General features: G+C 67.3%; 22 protein-coding genes. 18 read left to right on the forward strand and 4 right to left on the reverse strand.

From position 1 onward, the window contains the following. Nucleotides 1–15: 15 nt before the first annotated feature. On the forward strand, nucleotides 16–318 hold the full coding sequence (locus J1M43_RS13665) for a DUF2188 domain-containing protein (protein WP_206477024.1): 303 nt from the start codon (nucleotides 16–18) through the stop codon (nucleotides 316–318). An 18-nt stretch (nucleotides 319–336) separates the two neighbouring features. Here J1M43_RS13665 and J1M43_RS13670 read toward each other — a convergent pair whose 3' ends face one another. Together J1M43_RS13670 and J1M43_RS13675 are read right to left on the reverse strand one after the other, a co-directional pair. Continuing rightward, the gene (locus J1M43_RS13670; RefSeq protein ID WP_206477025.1) at nucleotides 337–648 is read right to left on the reverse strand and encodes a hypothetical protein; all 312 of its coding nucleotides are present in this window, start codon (nucleotides 646–648) and stop codon (nucleotides 337–339) included. Nucleotides 649–710: 62 nt separating this feature from the next. Then, nucleotides 711–1,133, reverse strand: coding sequence for a DUF6098 family protein (locus J1M43_RS13675; RefSeq protein WP_206477026.1), 423 nt, complete (start codon nucleotides 1,131–1,133; stop codon nucleotides 711–713). Nucleotides 1,134–1,283: 150 nt separating this feature from the next. Between J1M43_RS13675 and J1M43_RS13680 the strand changes: the two genes are divergently transcribed. Genes J1M43_RS13680 through J1M43_RS13690 form a run of 3 tightly spaced genes read left to right on the forward strand, consistent with a single transcriptional unit; the run spans nucleotide 1,284 to nucleotide 3,493 of the window. After that, nucleotides 1,284–1,562, forward strand: a complete 279-nt coding sequence (locus J1M43_RS13680; RefSeq protein WP_206477027.1) for a hypothetical protein — start codon at nucleotides 1,284–1,286, stop codon at nucleotides 1,560–1,562. Further along, nucleotides 1,555–2,700, forward strand: a complete 1,146-nt coding sequence (locus tag J1M43_RS13685; RefSeq protein ID WP_206477028.1) for a Vms1/Ankzf1 family peptidyl-tRNA hydrolase — start codon at nucleotides 1,555–1,557, stop codon at nucleotides 2,698–2,700. The genes J1M43_RS13680 and J1M43_RS13685 overlap by 8 nt, the downstream gene beginning before the upstream one ends. Next, the gene (locus tag J1M43_RS13690) at nucleotides 2,690–3,493 is read left to right on the forward strand and encodes an SDR family oxidoreductase (RefSeq protein WP_206477029.1); all 804 of its coding nucleotides are present in this window, start codon (nucleotides 2,690–2,692) and stop codon (nucleotides 3,491–3,493) included. Before J1M43_RS13685 ends, J1M43_RS13690 begins: the two co-directional genes overlap by 11 nt. Here J1M43_RS13690 and J1M43_RS13695 read toward each other — a convergent pair. Then, a complete protein-coding gene (locus J1M43_RS13695; protein ID WP_206477030.1) occupies nucleotides 3,470–4,147 on the reverse strand; it encodes a ThuA domain-containing protein in 678 nt (225 codons plus the stop codon). The genes J1M43_RS13690 and J1M43_RS13695 overlap by 24 nt on opposite strands. 146 nt (nucleotides 4,148–4,293) lie before the next feature. Here J1M43_RS13695 and J1M43_RS13700 point away from each other — a divergent pair, with 146 nt between their 5' ends. From J1M43_RS13700 to J1M43_RS13740, 9 genes are all read left to right on the forward strand, one after another. Continuing rightward, nucleotides 4,294–4,473: a hypothetical protein gene (locus J1M43_RS13700; protein ID WP_206477031.1), complete on the forward strand. Its 180-nt coding sequence runs from the start codon at nucleotides 4,294–4,296 to the stop codon at nucleotides 4,471–4,473. 31 nt (nucleotides 4,474–4,504) lie between these two features. Next, a complete protein-coding gene (locus tag J1M43_RS13705) occupies nucleotides 4,505–5,584 on the forward strand; it encodes an aromatic acid exporter family protein (protein ID WP_206477032.1) in 1,080 nt (359 codons plus the stop codon). 117 nt (nucleotides 5,585–5,701) lie between these two features. Further along, nucleotides 5,702–6,157, forward strand: coding sequence for an SRPBCC family protein (locus J1M43_RS13710; protein ID WP_206477033.1), 456 nt, complete (start codon nucleotides 5,702–5,704; stop codon nucleotides 6,155–6,157). A 43-nt stretch (nucleotides 6,158–6,200) separates the two neighbouring features. Further along, a complete protein-coding gene (locus J1M43_RS13715) occupies nucleotides 6,201–6,512 on the forward strand; it encodes a hypothetical protein (protein ID WP_206477034.1) in 312 nt (103 codons plus the stop codon). Nucleotides 6,513–6,580: 68 nt separating this feature from the next. Further along, nucleotides 6,581–7,564 carry a YihY/virulence factor BrkB family protein gene (locus J1M43_RS13720; RefSeq protein ID WP_206477035.1) on the forward strand — a complete coding sequence of 328 codons (984 nt, stop codon included), beginning with the start codon at nucleotides 6,581–6,583 and terminating at the stop codon, nucleotides 7,562–7,564. A 57-nt stretch (nucleotides 7,565–7,621) separates the two neighbouring features. Next, on the forward strand, nucleotides 7,622–8,947 hold the full coding sequence (locus J1M43_RS13725; RefSeq protein WP_206477036.1) for an APC family permease: 1,326 nt from the start codon (nucleotides 7,622–7,624) through the stop codon (nucleotides 8,945–8,947). Beyond that, nucleotides 8,937–9,419 (forward strand): GNAT family N-acetyltransferase, encoded by a 483-nt coding sequence (locus J1M43_RS13730; RefSeq protein ID WP_206477037.1) that lies wholly within the window; start codon nucleotides 8,937–8,939, stop codon nucleotides 9,417–9,419. The genes J1M43_RS13725 and J1M43_RS13730 overlap by 11 nt, the downstream gene beginning before the upstream one ends. Nucleotides 9,420–9,511: 92 nt before the next feature. Beyond that, complete coding sequence (locus tag J1M43_RS13735; protein ID WP_206477038.1) at nucleotides 9,512–9,874, forward strand: hypothetical protein; 363 nt, start codon at nucleotides 9,512–9,514, stop codon at nucleotides 9,872–9,874. Next, nucleotides 9,871–10,473 (forward strand): flavodoxin family protein, encoded by a 603-nt coding sequence (locus J1M43_RS13740; RefSeq protein ID WP_206477039.1) that lies wholly within the window; start codon nucleotides 9,871–9,873, stop codon nucleotides 10,471–10,473. Before J1M43_RS13735 ends, J1M43_RS13740 begins: the two co-directional genes overlap by 4 nt. Before the next feature lies 1 nt (nucleotide 10,474). Here J1M43_RS13740 and J1M43_RS13745 read toward each other — a convergent pair whose 3' ends face one another. Beyond that, entirely contained in the window at nucleotides 10,475–11,521 is a 1,047-nt protein-coding gene (locus J1M43_RS13745) for an NAD(P)-dependent alcohol dehydrogenase (RefSeq protein WP_241245239.1), read from the reverse strand. Between the two features lie 164 nt (nucleotides 11,522–11,685). Between J1M43_RS13745 and J1M43_RS13750 the strand changes: the two genes are divergently transcribed. The 5 genes from J1M43_RS13750 to J1M43_RS13770 are packed head-to-tail and all read left to right on the forward strand — an operon-like array spanning nucleotide 11,686 to nucleotide 17,085. Then, on the forward strand, nucleotides 11,686–12,720 hold the full coding sequence (locus J1M43_RS13750) for a zinc-dependent alcohol dehydrogenase family protein (protein ID WP_206477040.1): 1,035 nt from the start codon (nucleotides 11,686–11,688) through the stop codon (nucleotides 12,718–12,720). Next, nucleotides 12,717–13,388, forward strand: coding sequence for a DUF2291 family protein (locus J1M43_RS13755; protein ID WP_307823470.1), 672 nt, complete (start codon nucleotides 12,717–12,719; stop codon nucleotides 13,386–13,388). The genes J1M43_RS13750 and J1M43_RS13755 overlap by 4 nt, the downstream gene beginning before the upstream one ends. Further along, nucleotides 13,385–14,908: a sugar ABC transporter ATP-binding protein gene (locus tag J1M43_RS13760; protein ID WP_033105199.1), complete on the forward strand. Its 1,524-nt coding sequence runs from the start codon at nucleotides 13,385–13,387 to the stop codon at nucleotides 14,906–14,908. The genes J1M43_RS13755 and J1M43_RS13760 overlap by 4 nt, the downstream gene beginning before the upstream one ends. Nucleotides 14,909–14,930: 22 nt before the next feature. Next, nucleotides 14,931–16,046 (forward strand): ABC transporter permease, encoded by a 1,116-nt coding sequence (locus J1M43_RS13765; RefSeq protein ID WP_033105198.1) that lies wholly within the window; start codon nucleotides 14,931–14,933, stop codon nucleotides 16,044–16,046. Nucleotides 16,047–16,095: 49 nt separating this feature from the next. After that, nucleotides 16,096–17,085: a D-ribose ABC transporter substrate-binding protein gene (locus J1M43_RS13770; protein ID WP_234001463.1), complete on the forward strand. Its 990-nt coding sequence runs from the start codon at nucleotides 16,096–16,098 to the stop codon at nucleotides 17,083–17,085. Nucleotides 17,086–17,142 lie beyond the last annotated feature (57 nt).

Raw genomic sequence — 17,142 nt, forward strand, 5'->3', positions numbered from 1 at the left:
ACGGGAGGTGCGGATTTGTCTCATCTGGATGTCGTCACCAGAGACAAGCAGGGCCAGTGGGTGAACGAGGTGGAAGGGGCCAACGAGTGGTCCCGCAGCTTCAGCAGTCGGGAGGAGGCTGTCGTCGCGGGCGCGGAGTTCGCGAGGGAGCACGGTTCTCGGCACACCGTCGAGGAGTCGGATCCGAGCGGCGTGATCACGGACGGTGGCGCCCCGGATGACACCGTGGCCATCGTCGGGGAACGGCCTGAGCGCTCGGACGGGTTGCCGGATACGACCGACGAGGACGGTATGCCTCTGGACAACCCGTCTGGTTGACGGGGTTCTCCGACGGCCTCAGTCGGCGGGTTCTATCAGTTCCTCGACGAGGAAGATCCCACCCGTCGAGCTCACGGAGTTCATGAGGTCCTCGATCCAGCGGCCGTTCAGCGCTGGCGGTTCAGGGTCATCGAACACGAAGCGCAGCGGTATCGAGGGATGCAGCCAGATGGTCGAACGTCCTCCGGGCTCGCCGTCCGGATGCTCCCACGACAGCGTGAAGCTCTCGTGCCGACGCAGCCGGGTGGCGATGACGACCTTCAGATGCGCGAGGGCTCGATCCTCGATGTGGATCGGGCTTCCGGAGCTGTCGTAGTAGAGAATGCCCATGACTGAACGGTAGACCCCCCTGGCAGCCGTGTCAGAGGCATCTCGGCGACGACGACCGAGACTCAATCCTCGGGGCCGCGCCCGGCGTCGAAATTGGCCCTGTATCGGCTCTCCGCCTCTTCGAGAAGACTCGCGCCGAGCACGGCGACCGGTTCGACGTCGCGCAGCAGCGGCTCGCAGTCCGGTCCGCGTCCGGCCGGTGCACCGCGCAGCACCCAGGCGATGCGCTCGGGATTCTTCTCCGCGAGGTGGCGGTACTGGCACAGTTGACGCGCGAGCCAGTCCTCCAGCGGCCTGGTCCACCAGTCCTCTGGGTCGAGCGGATTCACCGAGAGCCCTGGGAGCTCGAGGCCGCTCTCGGTGTCGAGGCTGCGCTGGTCGGCATCGTGGTCGGGGCCCTTCGAATAGCGGACATGCAAGCCCGACCGCTCTCTCACCAGGTGTGCGAGATCCGCCAACGCCCGCAACCGAACCAGCTCCGTCATGAGGAGATCATGTACCCGCGCCCGTGAGAAGCGAACGGCCTCGTGCTGCGTCGACCGTCACCGTATGATCCGCCGATGTCAACCCCGATGGCGAATCCGAAGGCGCGGGTGAGACTGCACGGACGAGAGACGAGCGAGGAGGAGACGACAATGTCCGATACTCAGCGAGGCAACACCAAGCACGGTCCGCAGCTCGACGAGCAGATGGAGCAGGAGACGCGCGGGATGGTGCAGGGGCACGGCAGCCCGCACGCGGAACCCTTCCGCGAGACCGAGCCATTGCCCGACGACACCGACGACGGGTCGACCGAGCGCGCCTTCCGCAACGACGAGAGCGGTGAGCACGCCACCGAGGCGGATGCGGATGCCGCCGACGCGCAGGCCGCGGACCCTCACCGCACCGCAGACGAGGGGAGCGACGATGAGTGACCGCGGACTCGCCGACCTGCTCAGCCGACCCGGCCCTTGGGCCAGCGCATACGTCGATGGTCCCGGTGTGCTCCCCCAGGTCGAGGAGGAGGCGCTTCGCCGTTCCGTGCGCGAACGACTGGAACAGGCGGGAGCACCCGAGGAGGACGCGGCAGCGATAGAAGCGGCCCTCGCGACGCGCAACGGACTGCCGAGCCCGTCCACCCGCGTCGTCCTGGCGTCCGGCGGCCGCGTCGAACTCGACCAGGGATTCGTCGGTGCACGGGTCGGCCCCGAGCGTCTCGACCACGCGCCGGTGCCGACACTGCTCCCGCTGCTGCGCCATCTCGGCGCGGCCATCCGCTATCTCGTCGTCGAGACGAGCCGTGACGGCGCTGACATCCATCTGGAGACCGCCGGCCGCGGGCACAGCGATGCGGATGCGGAGATCGAGGGCCAGACCGACGACATCACGAAGGTGCAGGCGGGAGGATGGTCGCACGCCGCGTACCAGCGATATGCCGAGAACACGTGGAAGAGCAACCAAGAGGAGGTCGCCGCTGAGGTCAGCGAACTCATCAGGAGGCACCATCCGCAGTTCGTCGCACTCTCCGGTGATGTGCGGGCTCGACAGCTGCTCACGGACGCACTGACCGACACCGAACGCGCACTCATCGTGGACGTCGACGCGCACACGCGTGCGGACGGCGCCGATTCCGCCGAACTCGACTCGGCGATCGCTCGATCGCTCGAAGAGAGGGAGCGCTCCACTGTCGACGAGGTGCGCGACCGGGCCGCTGCCGACAGCGGCAGCGGCGGAGCGACCGGACTGGAGGAGGTCATCGCGGCGCTGCAGCAGGCGCGCGTCGAGACGCTCCTGCTGGACGGGCGCATGCTCGACGACGAACGCACGCTGCTCGCGCTCGACGCACCGCCGTGGGTCGCCGGCGACGAATCGGAGAGCCTCGGCGCCGACGTCGTCGCGCGGGTGCACGCGGCCGAGGCGCTGGCGCGTGCAGCGATCCTCACGGACGCACGGGTGCTGGTGGAGGACGATGAGCCGACGGCAGAGGATGCGCCGCGCGAGAGCCGAGCCGTGCGGGACCCCGTGGCGGTGCTGCGCTGGGCGGACGACGCCGAGGCCAGCGATGCGAGCTGATCACGAACCGCCCCGGGCGATCGTGACGGGATCGGATTCCGGCATCGGCCGCGCGACGGCCGTCGCGCTCGCCGCGGCGGGCCACGACGTCGCCGTCACGTGGCACACGGACCGCGAAGGGGCGGAGCAGACGGCGGCGGAGGTGCGCGGTCACGGCGCGAGGGCGATCGTCGCTCAGCTCGACGTGACCGAAATCCCGGCCTGCGGTGACGCCATCGATGCGATGATCGGCGAACTCGGCGGTCTCGACGTCTTCGTCAACAACGCAGGCATCGGCACCCACACGCCGTTCCTCGACATCTCGCTCGACGAATGGAACCGCGTCTTCGATACCGATCTGACTGGTGCCTTCGTGTGCCTGCAGCGGGCCGCGCGTGCGATGGTCACGGCGGGCCGCGGCGGGAGGCTGATCGCGGTGACGAGCGTTCACGCGCACCAGCCCATGGTCGGCTACAGCGCCTACGACGCCGCCAAGCACGGTCTGAGCGGGCTCATGAAGAACCTCGCGCTCGAGCTCGGCTCCCACGGCATCACTGCTGTGAATGTCGCACCGGGAGCCATCGCGACGTCCGCGTCCGGTGACAGCGGCGCCGATCCGAAGCAGATCGATCGACCGGGCATCCCGCTGGGACGCCCGGGCGATGCGCGCGAGGTCGCGGCGCTCATCGCGTTCCTGGCGTCGCCGGAGGCCGCATACATCTCCGGCACGACGCTGGTCATCGACGGCGGCATGCTTCAGATGGGGCCGCAAGCCGGAGCGGCCATCACATCACACGACTGGCGGACGGTCTGAACGTCCTCGGGCCGCCCACTCGCTGAGCCGGCGGATGAGCAGTCGATGGCCCGCGGATTCGTACGACCGCTCGTCGTGACCGAGCACGTCCACGGCGACGCGTGACACCCCGAACTCGCGCACCCACGCGGCAGGCTCCGCCGATCCGTCGCCGGAGTGGGTCGCCACGATCCGGCGGGTGCCGATGCCCTGCAGGCGGCAGTAGCGTTCATCGTCGAGCGTGAAGTCGGGAACCTCCGTGCCGTCAGGCATGGGCCCGCCGGTGACGTCCGTGCGCCCGAACGGCGGGTGGTGTGAGAGGCCCGGCAGCCAGACGGCGCCGATCGCCGCGGCCCATTCGGGATAATCCCGCAGCGATGCGACAGCGCAATGCAGCGCCAGCACGCCGATGCCGCGGTGGAGTGCCGTCGCGAGACCGAGCAGTGAATCCTCCGGCGGCGCTGCGACCGGCTGCTCCGCGCGCCACGGGTCGCCGGCGTTCACGACGAGAAGATCGCTGGCCCCCAGCGAGCGCATGGCGCGATCGACGTCGTCGTCGATGCTCACATCGAAACCAGAATCGGACAGGATCTCGGCGATGAGCGGACTCGTGCGCGTGAACGGATGCCACGGGTCGGCGTACCGTCCTGTCCCGCTCGCGATCAGTGCATGCACGGGTTCTCCTTCGACGCCTCACGTTCTGCCGTGTCCGACACTACCGGCGCGCACCGCGAGCGACTCGTACGGCGATGTCAACCCCCGGGCCGTCATCGGCGCACGACGTCCAGAATGAGGTCCCACGACGATGCACAGGAGGCGCCATGTCCGATCCCCGCGCGATTCCCGATGAGGAGCGACCGTTCATCCCCGAAGAGCGGATCCCGCCGAAGGAGACCACCGACTTCGACGCCGACAGCACCGACGCCGACAGCACCGACGCCGGCAGCACCGACCCCGACGACGTCGAGAGCGGGCCGGAACCCGCCGACGCCGACGAATGACGATCGGCGGCACGACGACAGGCGGGCGCCGATGCCTTCCGGGGCGAACCGTGAACGGTTCGCAGCCCTGAGCAACGCGTTCCGAGCCCCGCGTCTGCTGTTCGCGGCGAAGGCCGCCCTCGCGGTGGGGATCGCGTGGGCGCTCGCGCCGCACATGCCAGGCGTGACGGACGAGTATCCGTACTACGCCCCGCTCGGTGCGCTGCTGAGCATGTACCCGACGTTGATGGAGTCGGCCAGGTCGGGTCTGCAGACCCTGCTGGGTCTCGCCGTCGGCATCGGGCTCGCGCTCGCCGTGGTCGTCACCGTCGGGCCCAACTGGTGGACGATACCCCTCGTCGCAGGCGTGGGCGTGCTGCTCTCCGGCACGGGCTGGTTCGGCGTCGGGCGCGAGTACGTGCCGATAGCGGCGCTGTTCGTGCTGATCATCGGCGGTCAGAACTCCGACGATTACTCGCTGGGATATCTCACACAGATGGCCGTCGGCGTGGCCGTAGGGCTCGCGGTCAACCTGCTGATCCTTCCTCGAGTGCTCACCGGCGTCGCGGTCGCGCGCGTCGACGACTTCCGCACCCAGCTCGCGAGGCACCTGCACGAGATCGGTGAAGCGGTGTCCGAGTCGTGGCCGCCGGAGCGTGACGGGTGGGTGCGCGATGCCGCGGCCCTCGCCGACACGTCGCGTGACGTACGGCAGGCGCTGGAGGAGGCCGACGCCAGCCGGAAGGGCAATCCCCGAGCGATGCGGGGGCGGCACGACACGTCCGAGGTGCACGACCGTCTCGAGGCGCTCGAGGTGATCGCCGTGCGCATACGCGACATCTCCGACGCCCTCGCCGACGCCATCTGGGAGCGACCGGGCGGACTGGGGCTGAATCCGACGCTGGCCGAGCCTCTGAGCGAGGCCTGCAGGCGGGTCGCCGACTGCATCGAACGGGATGAGGACGACAGTGCGGACGCGCACAGGGCGCGCGAGAACGCCGCGAGAGCGGTGCGGATGCTGCTGGACGAGGTGGATCAGGTCGCCGTCAGCTCCGGCCGCACCATCGGTCCAGGCGTCCTCATCTGCATGCACCTGCGGCGCATCCTCCTGCTCCTTCGCGCGCGTGAATGATCCCGGGCAGCGGGGAGCACGCACGATCGCGCATGACGCAGCCCCCGTCAAGCCCCCTGACACGAGCGCGGCGTCACGTGCTGAATGGAACGACAACCGACAAGTGAGGAGAATCTCATGGCGCAGATCATCGAGACCATCGACGTGGATGTTCCCGTCAACGTGGCGTACTACCAGTGGACCCAGTTCGAGAGCTTCCCGGAGTTCCTCGATGAGGTGGTGTCGCTGACGCAGGTCACCGACACTCTCACCCGTTGGAGGGTCAACGTCGGGGGTGTGGAGCGCGAGTTCGACGCGGAGATCACGGAGCAGCATCCCGACGAGCGTGTGGCGTGGACGAGCACGGGCGGCGATACCGCGCACGGGGGAGCGGTGACATTCCATAAACTCACCGACACCTCGACCCGCGTGAGCGTGCAGCTCGACTGGGAGCCGAGCGGGCTCGTGGAGAGCGTGGGCGCGGCCCTCGGCGCGGGATCTCACGCGGTCAAGAAGGACCTCAAGAACTTCAAGGAGTTCATCGAGAGCCGAGGCGCGGAGACCGGTGCGTGGAGGGGCGACGTCGAGAACTGAGGAGGCGTTCGAGACAGCATCCGCCATGCGCTACGGTCAGCGTATGGGTTCGATTCAGTACGGCGGGTCAGAGGATCCGATCCACATCGAGGACCGCGCTCTGGCGCATCTCAAGGTCGTCATCGCGACCAAGCTGCGTCGCCAGGAGTCCTTCACCCTGTCGTGGAAGCATCCTGAGGGCGACGCGGCCGGACGGTCGACGATCTGGGTCCACCCGTCGATCCCGTTGCGGTTCGTGTTCGATGAACCAGAGGCCGCGCCGCTGAACCCCCGGTGGATCGAAGAACTCATGCACACGGCGAACTCGACAGGTGGCATCACCCTCGTCGATGAGGTGCTCGAGGCACAGGACTGACCTCGCAGCCGCATCAGCGCGCTGTCAAGGGGCATCGCGCCGCGGCGGTGACGGCCCAGAGTGTGGGGATGGCCACACGCTCCTGGACCTTCGCGCTCCGGCGGATCCTCCGCGCGTTCGCCGCGGACGGATGCGCTGACGTCGCCGCGAGTCTCGCGTTCTACGCCCTCCTCGCGCTTCTGCCGGCCACGATGGTCGGATTCTCGCTGCTCAGCGTGCTCGGCCGCGACGACGAGACCGCACGGCTGCTGCTCGACGTCGTGCGCGCGGTCGCTCCTGAGGAAGCTGCAGACGGAGTCGGGGACTTCCTCCGCGAGCTCGCCGATCTGCGGATGTCGGGCCTGCTGCTCGTGTTCGGCGTGCTGCTGTCGATCTGGTCGATGGGACGCTATGTCGCCGCGCTCGGGCGCGGCATGAACCGGATCTACGGCGTGCAGGAGGGGCGGCCCATCTGGACGCTCAAGCCGATCCAGCTCGCCATCGCCGTGGTCGCCATCCTGTGCGCGGCGATCGCTGTCCTGCTCATCGTCGGCTCGGGGCCCGTCGCGCAGGCGCTGGGAGACGCGTTCGGGATCGGCGAAGCCGTTCTCCTCGTCTGGCGCATCGCGAGATGGCCGCTGCTGGTGCTGCTCGTGGTGTTCGTCGTCGCGTTCCTCTACTACTTCACACCGAACATCCGGCCGCCGCGCTTCCGTTGGATGAGCCTCGGCGCCGCGGTCGCGATCGTGGTGCTGGCTGTCGCATCCGCGGGTTTCGGCATCTACATCGCCGGCTTCTCGAACTACGACCGCATCTACGGATCATTCGCCGGAGTCATCGTCTTCGCCCTGTGGATGTGGATAGCGAACATGGCACTGCTCGTCGGAGTGGAGTTCGATGCGGAGGTGGAGCGCATCCGAGAGCTCCGCGCGGGTGTGCCCGCCGAGACCCAGGTGCAGCTTCCTCTGCGCGATGCTCGTCGGATCGCGCAGACGGTGCACAGGGACAGAACAGACGAGGCCAGGGCCCGTCGGATACGCGCCGACGAGGAGGAACCGGGACATACCCCATGAGCACGGGGCGGTGTCAAGGGCCGTGATCCCATCTCGAACCGACTCTAGGTTGGGGCGATGACGAAACCGACCGAAGCGCCCTCACGACTGCGGCGTGCCATCACCGGGCCGATGCTCTTCGCCTTCATCCTGGGCGACGTGCTCGGTGCAGGGATCTACGCCCTCATGGGCGTGCTCTCGGCCGAAGTGGGCGGGATGCTGTGGGCGCCGCTGCTGCTGGCCCTGCTGCTCGCGCTGCTGACGGCGGGCTCGTACGCCGAACTCGTCACGAAGTATCCGCGTGCCGGAGGCGCGGCGGTCTTCGCCGAGCGCGCGTTCCGCAGCCGCATCGTCTCGTTCCTCGTCGGCTTCAGCATGCTCGCCGCCGGGGTGGTGAGCGCAGCCGGACTCGCGATCGCGTTCGCGGGCGACTATCTCCAGACCTTCCTCCCCGTCCCCGCGATCCCCGCCGCGATGGTGTTCCTCGTCATCGTCGGTGCGATCAACGCGCGCGGCATCCGGGAGTCGATGGGGGCGAACCTCGTGATGACGGCGATCGAGCTGAGCGGACTCGTGATCGTCATCGCGGTCGTCGGATTCTTCGTCGCTGGCGGCGGCGGAGACGCATCGCGCGTGTTGCAGGCTCCGGAGGGCACCGGCGTCGGGGTGGCGGTGCTGGGCGGTGCGATCATCGCGTACTACTCGTTCGTCGGCTTCGAGACCTCGGCGAACGTGATCGAGGAGGTAAAAGAGCCGTCGAGGTCGTATCCGAAGGCGCTGTTCGCGGCTCTTCTCACCGCCGGCGCCGTGTACGTGCTCGTGGGACTGGCCAGCGCGGTGGCGCTTCCCCCGGAGGAGCTGCAGCAGTCCAGCGGACCTCTTCTCGCCGTCGTCGAGGCGACCGGAGTGGGTGTGCCGTCCTGGCTGTTCAGCCTGATCGCGCTGATCGCCGTCGCCAACGGTGCATTGCTCACCATGATCATGGCCAGCAGGCTCACGTACGGCATGGCGCAGCAGGGGCTGCTGCCCGAAGGCCTCGGACGGGTGCTGCCGGGCAGGAGGACCCCCTGGGTGGCGATCCTGGCGACGAGCGTGGTGGCCATGCTACTGACCCTGATCGGCGATCTCGCGACGCTCGCCGAGACCGTGGTCCTGCTGCTGCTGTTCGTCTTCCTCAGCGCCAACGTCTCCGTGCTCGTGCTGCGGCGGGACAGGGTCGAGCACGATCACTTCCGCGTCTGGACGTTCATTCCCGTGCTCGGCATCGGCTCGTGCATCCTGCTGCTGACCCAGCAGCGCGCCGTCGTATGGCTCTTCGGCGCCGGACTGCTGCTGGTCGGTCTGGGGCTGTTCGCACTCGCGCAGTGGGCGCGGCGCCGAAACGGGGCGGCACATGACGCATGAGCCGGACGTCGTGCTGTCGCGGATCTCTTCGGCGGACGCCGGTGAGGTGCTCACGGTGCAGCGAGCCGCGTTCGTCTCCGAGGCACTGATCTACGGCACGCCCGATATGCCACCGCTCACGCAGACGCTCGACGAGCTGCGCGCCGAGTTGGCGGATGCGAACGGCTGGGTGGCGAGGATCGGACCACGATTGGTCGGAGCGATCCGCGTGAGGGAGACCGACGATCTGCTGCTCATCGGACGGATCGCCATCGCGCCCGACATGCAGGGCGCGGGAATCGGGAGGGCGCTGCTCGAGGCGGCCGAACACGACTCGCGAGCACCGGAGGCGGAGCTGTTCACGGGCAGCCTGAGCGAGGCCAACGTGCGCCTGTACGAGAGCTGCGGCTACCGGGTCACTGAGCGCGTCGAGCAGGACGACGGCACGGCTCAGCTCTTCATGCGCAAGCGTCTCGACCCCGGACCGGCGTGAGCTCTATACCCGCCGGGAAGTCGACGGTCAACCCGCTCGGGTGCGACCACCGGCGGGCTTAGCGTTGGCCCACCAGAGGAAAGGATGCAACCATGTCGAACCCCAACTTCACGTCGGTTCCGCTTCCCGACGACGACCGCGACGAGCAGGCGATGATGGACGTCGACGGCGACGCCGTGCTCGATCCGGACGCCGATGAGAACCTCATCGACAGCGCCGAAGCCGACCGTCTCGCCAGCGAGGAAGAGTCGTCGCTGAGTGAGCCTGCCGTCGCGGACGAGCCGGATGTGCTCGCCGCCGACGTGCCAGCGGGCGGAGCGGGAGCGGACTCCGGGTCGGTGGATGCGGTCCAGGTCGATCCCGAAGACGAGGCCTCGGTCGCGAACCGTTCACCCATGAGCGACGCTCCGGGCGTCGGCTCCAAGGGGCCGGCCGAGCACGGTGGTGCCGTATGAGAGCTCTCGTCGTCAACTGCACCCTCAAGCCGTCGCCTGCGGAGTCGAGTTCAGAGGTGCTCGGCAGCCAGATGTCGACGTTCCTCACCGAGAACGGCGTGACCTGCGAGAGAGTCCGGGCCGTCGACCACATGATCCTTCCCGGCGTCGAGAAGGACATGGGGGAGGGCGACGAGTGGCCGGCATTGCGCGAGAAAGTTCTGGATGCCGACATCCTGGTGTTCGTGACGCCGACGTGGCTCGGTCAGCACTCGAGTGTCGCTCAGCGGGTGCTGGAGCGCCTGGACGCCGAACTGAGCGAGACGGATGCCGAGGGGCGGCCGATCCTGTTCGACAAGGTCGCCGTCGCCGGCGTCCTGGGGAACGAGGACGGTGCGCATCACATCACGGCCATACTCTTCCAGGCCCTGAACGACGTCGGCTTCACGGTTCCGGCACAGGGCTCGGTGTACTGGAACGGCGAGGCGATGCACACCACCGACTACAAGGACCTGGAGCAGACACCGGAGAAGGTGAGCGCATCGATCACGACCTCGCTGACCAATGCGATCCACCTGGCAGGGCTCCTGCGCGAGACCGGATACCCGGCGTCCAGCTGATCTAGCCGCGCCGGTGAGGTTCCACGACCGACTTGATCGTGCCGGCGTCGGTCGTGGATTCGAGGGCGTCCTTGACGCGGTCGAGCTGGAACGTACCGGTGACCATCCCATCCAGATCGACCTGCCCTGAGGCCACGAGAGCGATCGCCGCCGGCCACGTGTTCGCGTAGCGGAAGACTCCTGTCAGCACGAGCTCCTTGTTCTGGATCTGCGTGATCGGCAGTGCCAGTTCCGGCAGGCCCATCCCGACGAGAACAGCCCGCCCGCCGGGGCGGAGCGCCTCGATCCCGCTGCGCACAGCGGCTGCGGCGCCCGAGGCATCCACGAACGCGTCGGCGCCGGCGTCACGGAGCGAATCGGCGTCGGCGATCGGGTCGAGGGCGGTGGTCGCGCCGAATCGCAGCGCGGCATCTCGACGCGCCTCACTGATGTCCGACACGAGCACTTCGGCGGCGCCGGATGCCCTGGCCACCTGCGCGACGGCGAGGCCGACCGGTCCCGCTCCGGTGATCAGCACGCGATCGCCCACGGAGAATGCGGCCTTGCGGCCGGTTGCCACGGCCACCGACAACGGCTCGAGAAGCGCGGCGGCCCAATCGCTCACCGAGTCGGGGATCGCGAATGCGAAATGGCTCTGGATCGTGACGTATTCCTGGAACGCGCCGTCTGTTCCCGGCACGGCGTAGAAGCGCATGTGCGGGTCGAGGTTGTAGTCGCCCCGCAGCGTCTCGGCCGAGTTCGTGGACGGATGCTGCGGCTCGATCGAGACCCGGTCCCCGATGCGATCGGGTGAGACATCAGAGCCCACCGCGACGATCACGCCGCCCGACTCATGGCCGAGCACGAGCGGTTCCTCGACGATCCAGTCTCCGAGGCGCCCTTCGTGGAAGAAGTGCACGTCCGAGCCGCAGACGCCCACCGCGGTGACCTTGACGAGAACCTCGTCCGGTGCGGGTGTCGGCACGCGACGCTCCTGCATCTCGACGTGTCCCGCCCGGATCAGCACGTTCGCGGACATGTGCTCGGGAATGTGCGTCGTTGCAGTCATGATGCGGTCTCCTCGATGCGGTTCTTCGTTGTCGCGTCAGGCCTGGCGTGGCTCTCTTGACACCCGATGTTACCGCGAAGTATGGTGAATGTAACGTGGTCATGTTATCTGATCACAGGAACGTAACACGAGAGCGTCGCGGGAGACGCAGATCGGGAGCAAAGATGCGAGCAGTTGTATTCACGGCAGAGGGGCAGCTGTCCCTCGAAGAGCGGCCGAAGCCCACGCCCGGCTACAAAGAGATCCTGATCGAGACGGCGGCGGTCGGTATCTGCGGAACCGACACGCACGTCTTCGACGGCGAGTTCGAGGGCACCGTCTTCCCGCTCGTTCCCGGTCATGAGGCGACCGGCACGATCGTCGCGCTCGGCGAAGGCGTCAACAGCGGCGTGTTCGATTTCAAGGTCGGCGACCACGTCGCGATCAACCCCAGCACGACCTGCGGCGAATGCGAATTCTGCCTCAACGGGCACCAGAACCTCTGCCGATTCTGGAACGGTCTCGGCGTCGTCGCCTCCGACGGCGCATCGCAGGAGTTCTTCACGGCCCCAGCCGGCAACGTGTACAAGCTCAAGCCGGAGACCGACCTCTACCAGGCCGCCCTCATCGAGCCGCTGGCCTGCGCGATCCGCGGCTGGGACGTGCTGCCCCGCCGCATCGGAGACCACGTGCTCGTCTACGGAGCCGGCACCATGGGACTGCTGATGGCTCAGCTGGCCACCCGCGCCGGCGCAGCATCGGTGAGCATCGTCGACCTGAACGTCGACCGCCTCGCGGTCGCGGAGGAGTGCGGCATCGAGCTGCGCTACACATCGGCGGACGACGCCGACCGCGAGAAGTGGGACGTCGTCATCGACTGCACGGGCAACCTGCGCGCGATCGAAGACGCCCTGACCCGCGTCAAGCCGGCCGGATTCTTCCAGGACTTCGGCGTCGCTCCCGCCGACGGCACCGCGAAGTTCTCTCCATTCCGCGTGTACCGCGACGAGATCTCGATCGTCGGGACGATGGCCGTGCTCAACTCCTTCGGCCGCGCGGTCGAGATGTTCGAGGCCGGCGCGATCAACGCGAAGGCCATGATCAGCCATTCCTTCATCCTCGACGACTACGAAGAGGCGTTGGAGCTGTTCCGTCGTGGTTCGGGCCGCAAGCTCCAGATCCGCCCGAACGACACCGAGTCCAGGGTGCTGATCCCGTGAGCGCGTCGACCACCGCAAGCGCACCGGTGAAGAAGCCGCGGCGATCGCTGTCGACCGGCGCCAGGCGCGGCATGTGGATCGGCGTCGTCGTACTCGTGATCCTCGGTCTGGTGCTGGGGACGCGTGTCGTTCCGGCCGATGACCCGCTCGCGCAGGGCACGCAGAAATTCGACCCCGCCACATACGGCGCTGAGGAGTTCCCGACGGTGCAGTCCGAGATCGTCGATCGTGCCGTCGAGGCTGACGTCCTCGCCGCGGCCGTCGCAGCCGACCCGGCAGCGGCTGCTGAGGAGTATGCGGTGCAGAGCTCCGGCGGCCCCGTGTACAGCACGACGTTCACCGGTGTCGTCGGTGAAGGTCAGTCCGGCATCTATGAGGTGGCGGTCGAGGGCTTGCCCGCGGACCTGCTGATCCGAGTGCAGACCGGCCCGGCCATCAACGGAACCGAGCTGCGCGACGCGACGGGCGAGATCGAGTTCGGGCAGTTCGTCAACCAGATCGACTTCCAGAACGCCGCGGCGGCACTGAACGAGGAACTGAAGACTCAGGTGCTCGCCGACATCGATCCCGCCGCGCTCACAGGCAAGACGATCGAGGTCACCGGCGCATTCACTCTGATCAATCCGAGCTCCTGGCTCGTCACCCCGGTCGAACTGAGCGTGCAATGAGCGACGACTTCGACGACGTCGTCCTCGAGGCGCGCAACGTCGTCAAGACATACGGCGGCACCAGAGCGTTGAAGGGCGTGAACTTCGAGATCCGTCGTGGGACGGTGACGACCCTCTTCGGAGAGAACGGCGCCGGCAAGTCGACGCTGATGAAGATCCTCTCCGGTGTCGAACAGCCGACCTCCGGTGAGATCGTCCTCGACGGTGAGCCGGTCGTGTTCCATTCCACTAACGACGCGCGCGAGCGCGGCATCTCGATCATTCACCAGGAGTTGAGCCTCGCCCCGAACCTCTCGGTGCGCGACAACATCTTCATGGGACGCGAGATCACCGGTCCGTTCGGGATCGACTTCGCAGAAGAGGCGCGGCAGACGCGCGAGCTTCTCGCCGACCTGCTTCCCGGCGTCGAACCCGACACGCATGTCAACGACCTACGCGTCGGCCAGCAGCAGATCATCGAGATCGCTCGCGCGCTCTCGGTGAACTCGCGCATCCTCATCATGGACGAGCCGACGTCGGCTCTGGCGGCAGCGGAAGTGGAGATCCTCTTCGGGATCGTCCACGATCTCACCGCCCGCGGTGTCGCGATCGTCTACATCTCGCACCACCTCGAGGAGGCGCTCGAGATCACCGATCACGCTGTCGTCCTGCGAGACGGAACCATGACGGCGAAGGATGAGCGGGCGAACATCGATCTCGAGTGGATCGTGCGGAACATGGTCGGTGACAACTTCGACCTCGGTTCGCCGCCCACCGGATACGATTTCGGCGACACGATCCTCAGCATCCGTGATCTGCGCGTCCTCGATCCGGAGAACTCGGAGCGATCGATCGTGAACGGCCTGAGCCTCGATGTCAGGGCGGGCGAGATCGTCTGCCTGTACGGGCTGATGGGCGCCGGGCGCACCGAGCTGCTCGAGGCGGTCGCCGGGCGCGATCGGATCGACGGCGGCGAGATCCTGCTCGACGGCACTTCCCTCGGCGACGACACGATCGCGGAGCGCATCGCTCTCGGGATCGGACTCGTGCCGGAGGATCGCCAGCGCGACGGTCTCGTGCAGACCTTCGACGTCGGCACGAACCTCACCCTCGCGAGCCTGGGCGATTCCCTGCGGAACGGGGTGCTCTCGCGCCGCACCGAGAAGAAGATCGCACAGGACCTCATCCGTTCGGTGACGGTGAAGACACCGGGACCGGAACTGCCGATCGGCTCACTCTCGGGAGGCAACCAGCAGAAGGTCGTGATCGGGAAGGTCATCGCGACCGACCCGCGCGTGATGCTCCTCGACGAACCGAGCCGAGGCATCGACATCGGCGCAAAGGGCGAGGTCTTCCGACTTCTCGCCGAGCGTGCCCGCGAGGGACTCGCCGTCGTGTATTCGACATCTGAGGTCGGCGAATGCCTCAGCATCGCCCACCGCATCATCGTCCTGCGACGCGGCCAGATCTCCGCCGAGTTCGGTCCGGACGCCACGAAGGAAATGATCATGGCCGCCTCCGGCGAGGCCGTGGCCGCGTAGAGAACTTGAGAACGGACCGACAATGACGACGACAACGACCGCCATCCTCGAGAACAAGAAGAAGTTCTCGCTCACACGAGTGCTCATCGAAGGCAGGGCCTTCCTCGCCCTGATCCTGATCATCGTGGTGTTCTCACTGATGTCACCGAACTACCTCACCTTCGACAACGTCCTGATCATGGCGTCGCACGTCGCGATCTACGCCATCCTCGGACTCGGGATGCTGCTGGTCGTGCTCAACGGCGGCATCGATCTCTCGGTCGGCTCGACGCTGGGCTTCTCCGCGGTGATCGCCGGCTTCCTCATGCAGGGCGTGCCGATCAACATCTTCGGCGTGATCCTCTACCCGAGCATCCCCGTGGTCGTGGTCATCTCCTGTGCCGTCGGCGCCGCAGTGGGACTCGTCAACGGCATCCTGGTGTCCAAGTTCAAGGTCGCGCCGTTCGTCGCGACCTTGGGCATGCTCTACGTCGTGCGCGGTCTCGCGCTCCTCATGACCAACGGCCTCACGATCAACGACCTCTCGGGTGACGAGGCGCTGGGTAACACCGGCTTCAACTGGCTCGGCTTCAACCGGGTGCTGAACATCCCGATCGGCGTCATCATCATGATCCTGATCGCGATCGTGCTCGGCTTCGTCCTCGGGCGCACGCGCTTCGGTCGCTGGCTGTACGCATCCGGAGGCAACGAGCGTGCGGCCGAGCTCTCGGGTGTGCCGGTGCGCGGCGTGAAGATCTGGGTCTACGTCATCTCCGGCATCTGCGCGGCGGTCGCGGGTCTCATCCTCGCCTCGACGCTCACCAGCGCCAGCCCCACGGCCGGCAACACCTACGAGCTGACGGCGATCGCTGCGGTCGTGATCGGTGGCGCATCGCTGATGGGCGGCCGGGGCAATGTGCGCGGCACGCTGCTCGGCGCTTTCGTGATCGGATTCCTGTCCGACGGCCTCGTCATCGTGGGCGTCTCCGCGTACTGGCAGATGATCTTCATCGGCGCCGTGATCGTCGTCGCAGTGCTGCTGAACAGCCTGCAGTACGGCCGCCGTCGTCGCCCCGCTGCGGCGACGCCGCCCGCGAAGGCGACCCCGCCGGTCGCGGAGCCGACCCCGCCGGTCCCGGAGCCGGCCGCGAAGAACTGATTCGCATTCACACGACCTGCAACACCCACCAAGAGAAAGGACGCATCAAATGATGCGCAAGAAGGCAATCGCCTCGATCATCGCCACAGGCGCGCTGATCATCTCGCTCGCCGGATGCGCCGGAGGCAGCACGGACGCTCCTCCGACGGATGCCGAAGGCGGAGATGCCGGCGGTCTCATCACCATCATCGTGAACGACCCCGCGAACCCGTACTGGAAGACAGAGGGCGACGTCGCCGCCGCAACGGCGGAAGAACTCGGCTACAAGTCCAGCGTGGGCGCGCACAAGGGCGACACGAACACCGAGAACACCCTCATCGACACGGCGATCTCGAACAAGTCCGTCGCGATCATCCTCGACCCTGCGAACGCCGACGGTTCGGTCGCTGCGGTCAAGAAGGCCGAGGCTGCGGGGATCCCTGTGTTCCTCGTGAACGCCGAGATCAACGAGGTCGGAATCGCCAAGGCGCAGCTCGTCTCGAACAACGCTCAGGGAGCCGCTCTCGGCGCCCAGGAGTGGGTGTCTCAGATGGGTGAAGCCGGTGACTACGTCGAGCTGTTCGGCGCTCCTTCCGACAACAATGCTCAGACCCGCTCCAACGGCTTCCAGACCGTGATCAGTCAGTACCCCGGCCTGGTCGAGGTCGGCGAAGAGGTCGCCGATTGGGACCGCACCAAGGGGCACGACAAGATGCAGTCGCTGCTGCAGTCGAACCCGTCGCTTACCGGTGTGATGGCGGGCAACGATGAGATGGCTCTCGGTGCCATCGCAGCCCTCAAGAAGGCCGGCAAGCTCGAGGGCGTCGTCGTGGGCGGCTTCGACGGCGCGCCGGATGCTGTCTCCGCCGTCATCGCGGGGGAGATGGCGTACACCGTCCTCCAGCCCGTCGCGGTGTTCTCGAAGAAGGCCGTCGAGCTCGCCGACGAGTACATCCGCACCGGCACCGCACCGGAGACCGAGAAGCAGTCGTTCGACTGCATCCTCATCACGAAGGACAACGCCGACAAGATGACCGAGCCCTTCACCTACACCGAGTAAGCCGCACGGCGGTGAATGCGGGGCGGATGCTGAACGGCATCCGCCCCGCCCCGATAC

The organism is Microbacterium sp. KRD172, from assembly GCF_017168295.1.
In the GTDB taxonomy this organism is placed as follows: Bacteria; Actinomycetota; Actinomycetes; order Actinomycetales; family Microbacteriaceae; genus Microbacterium; species Microbacterium profundi.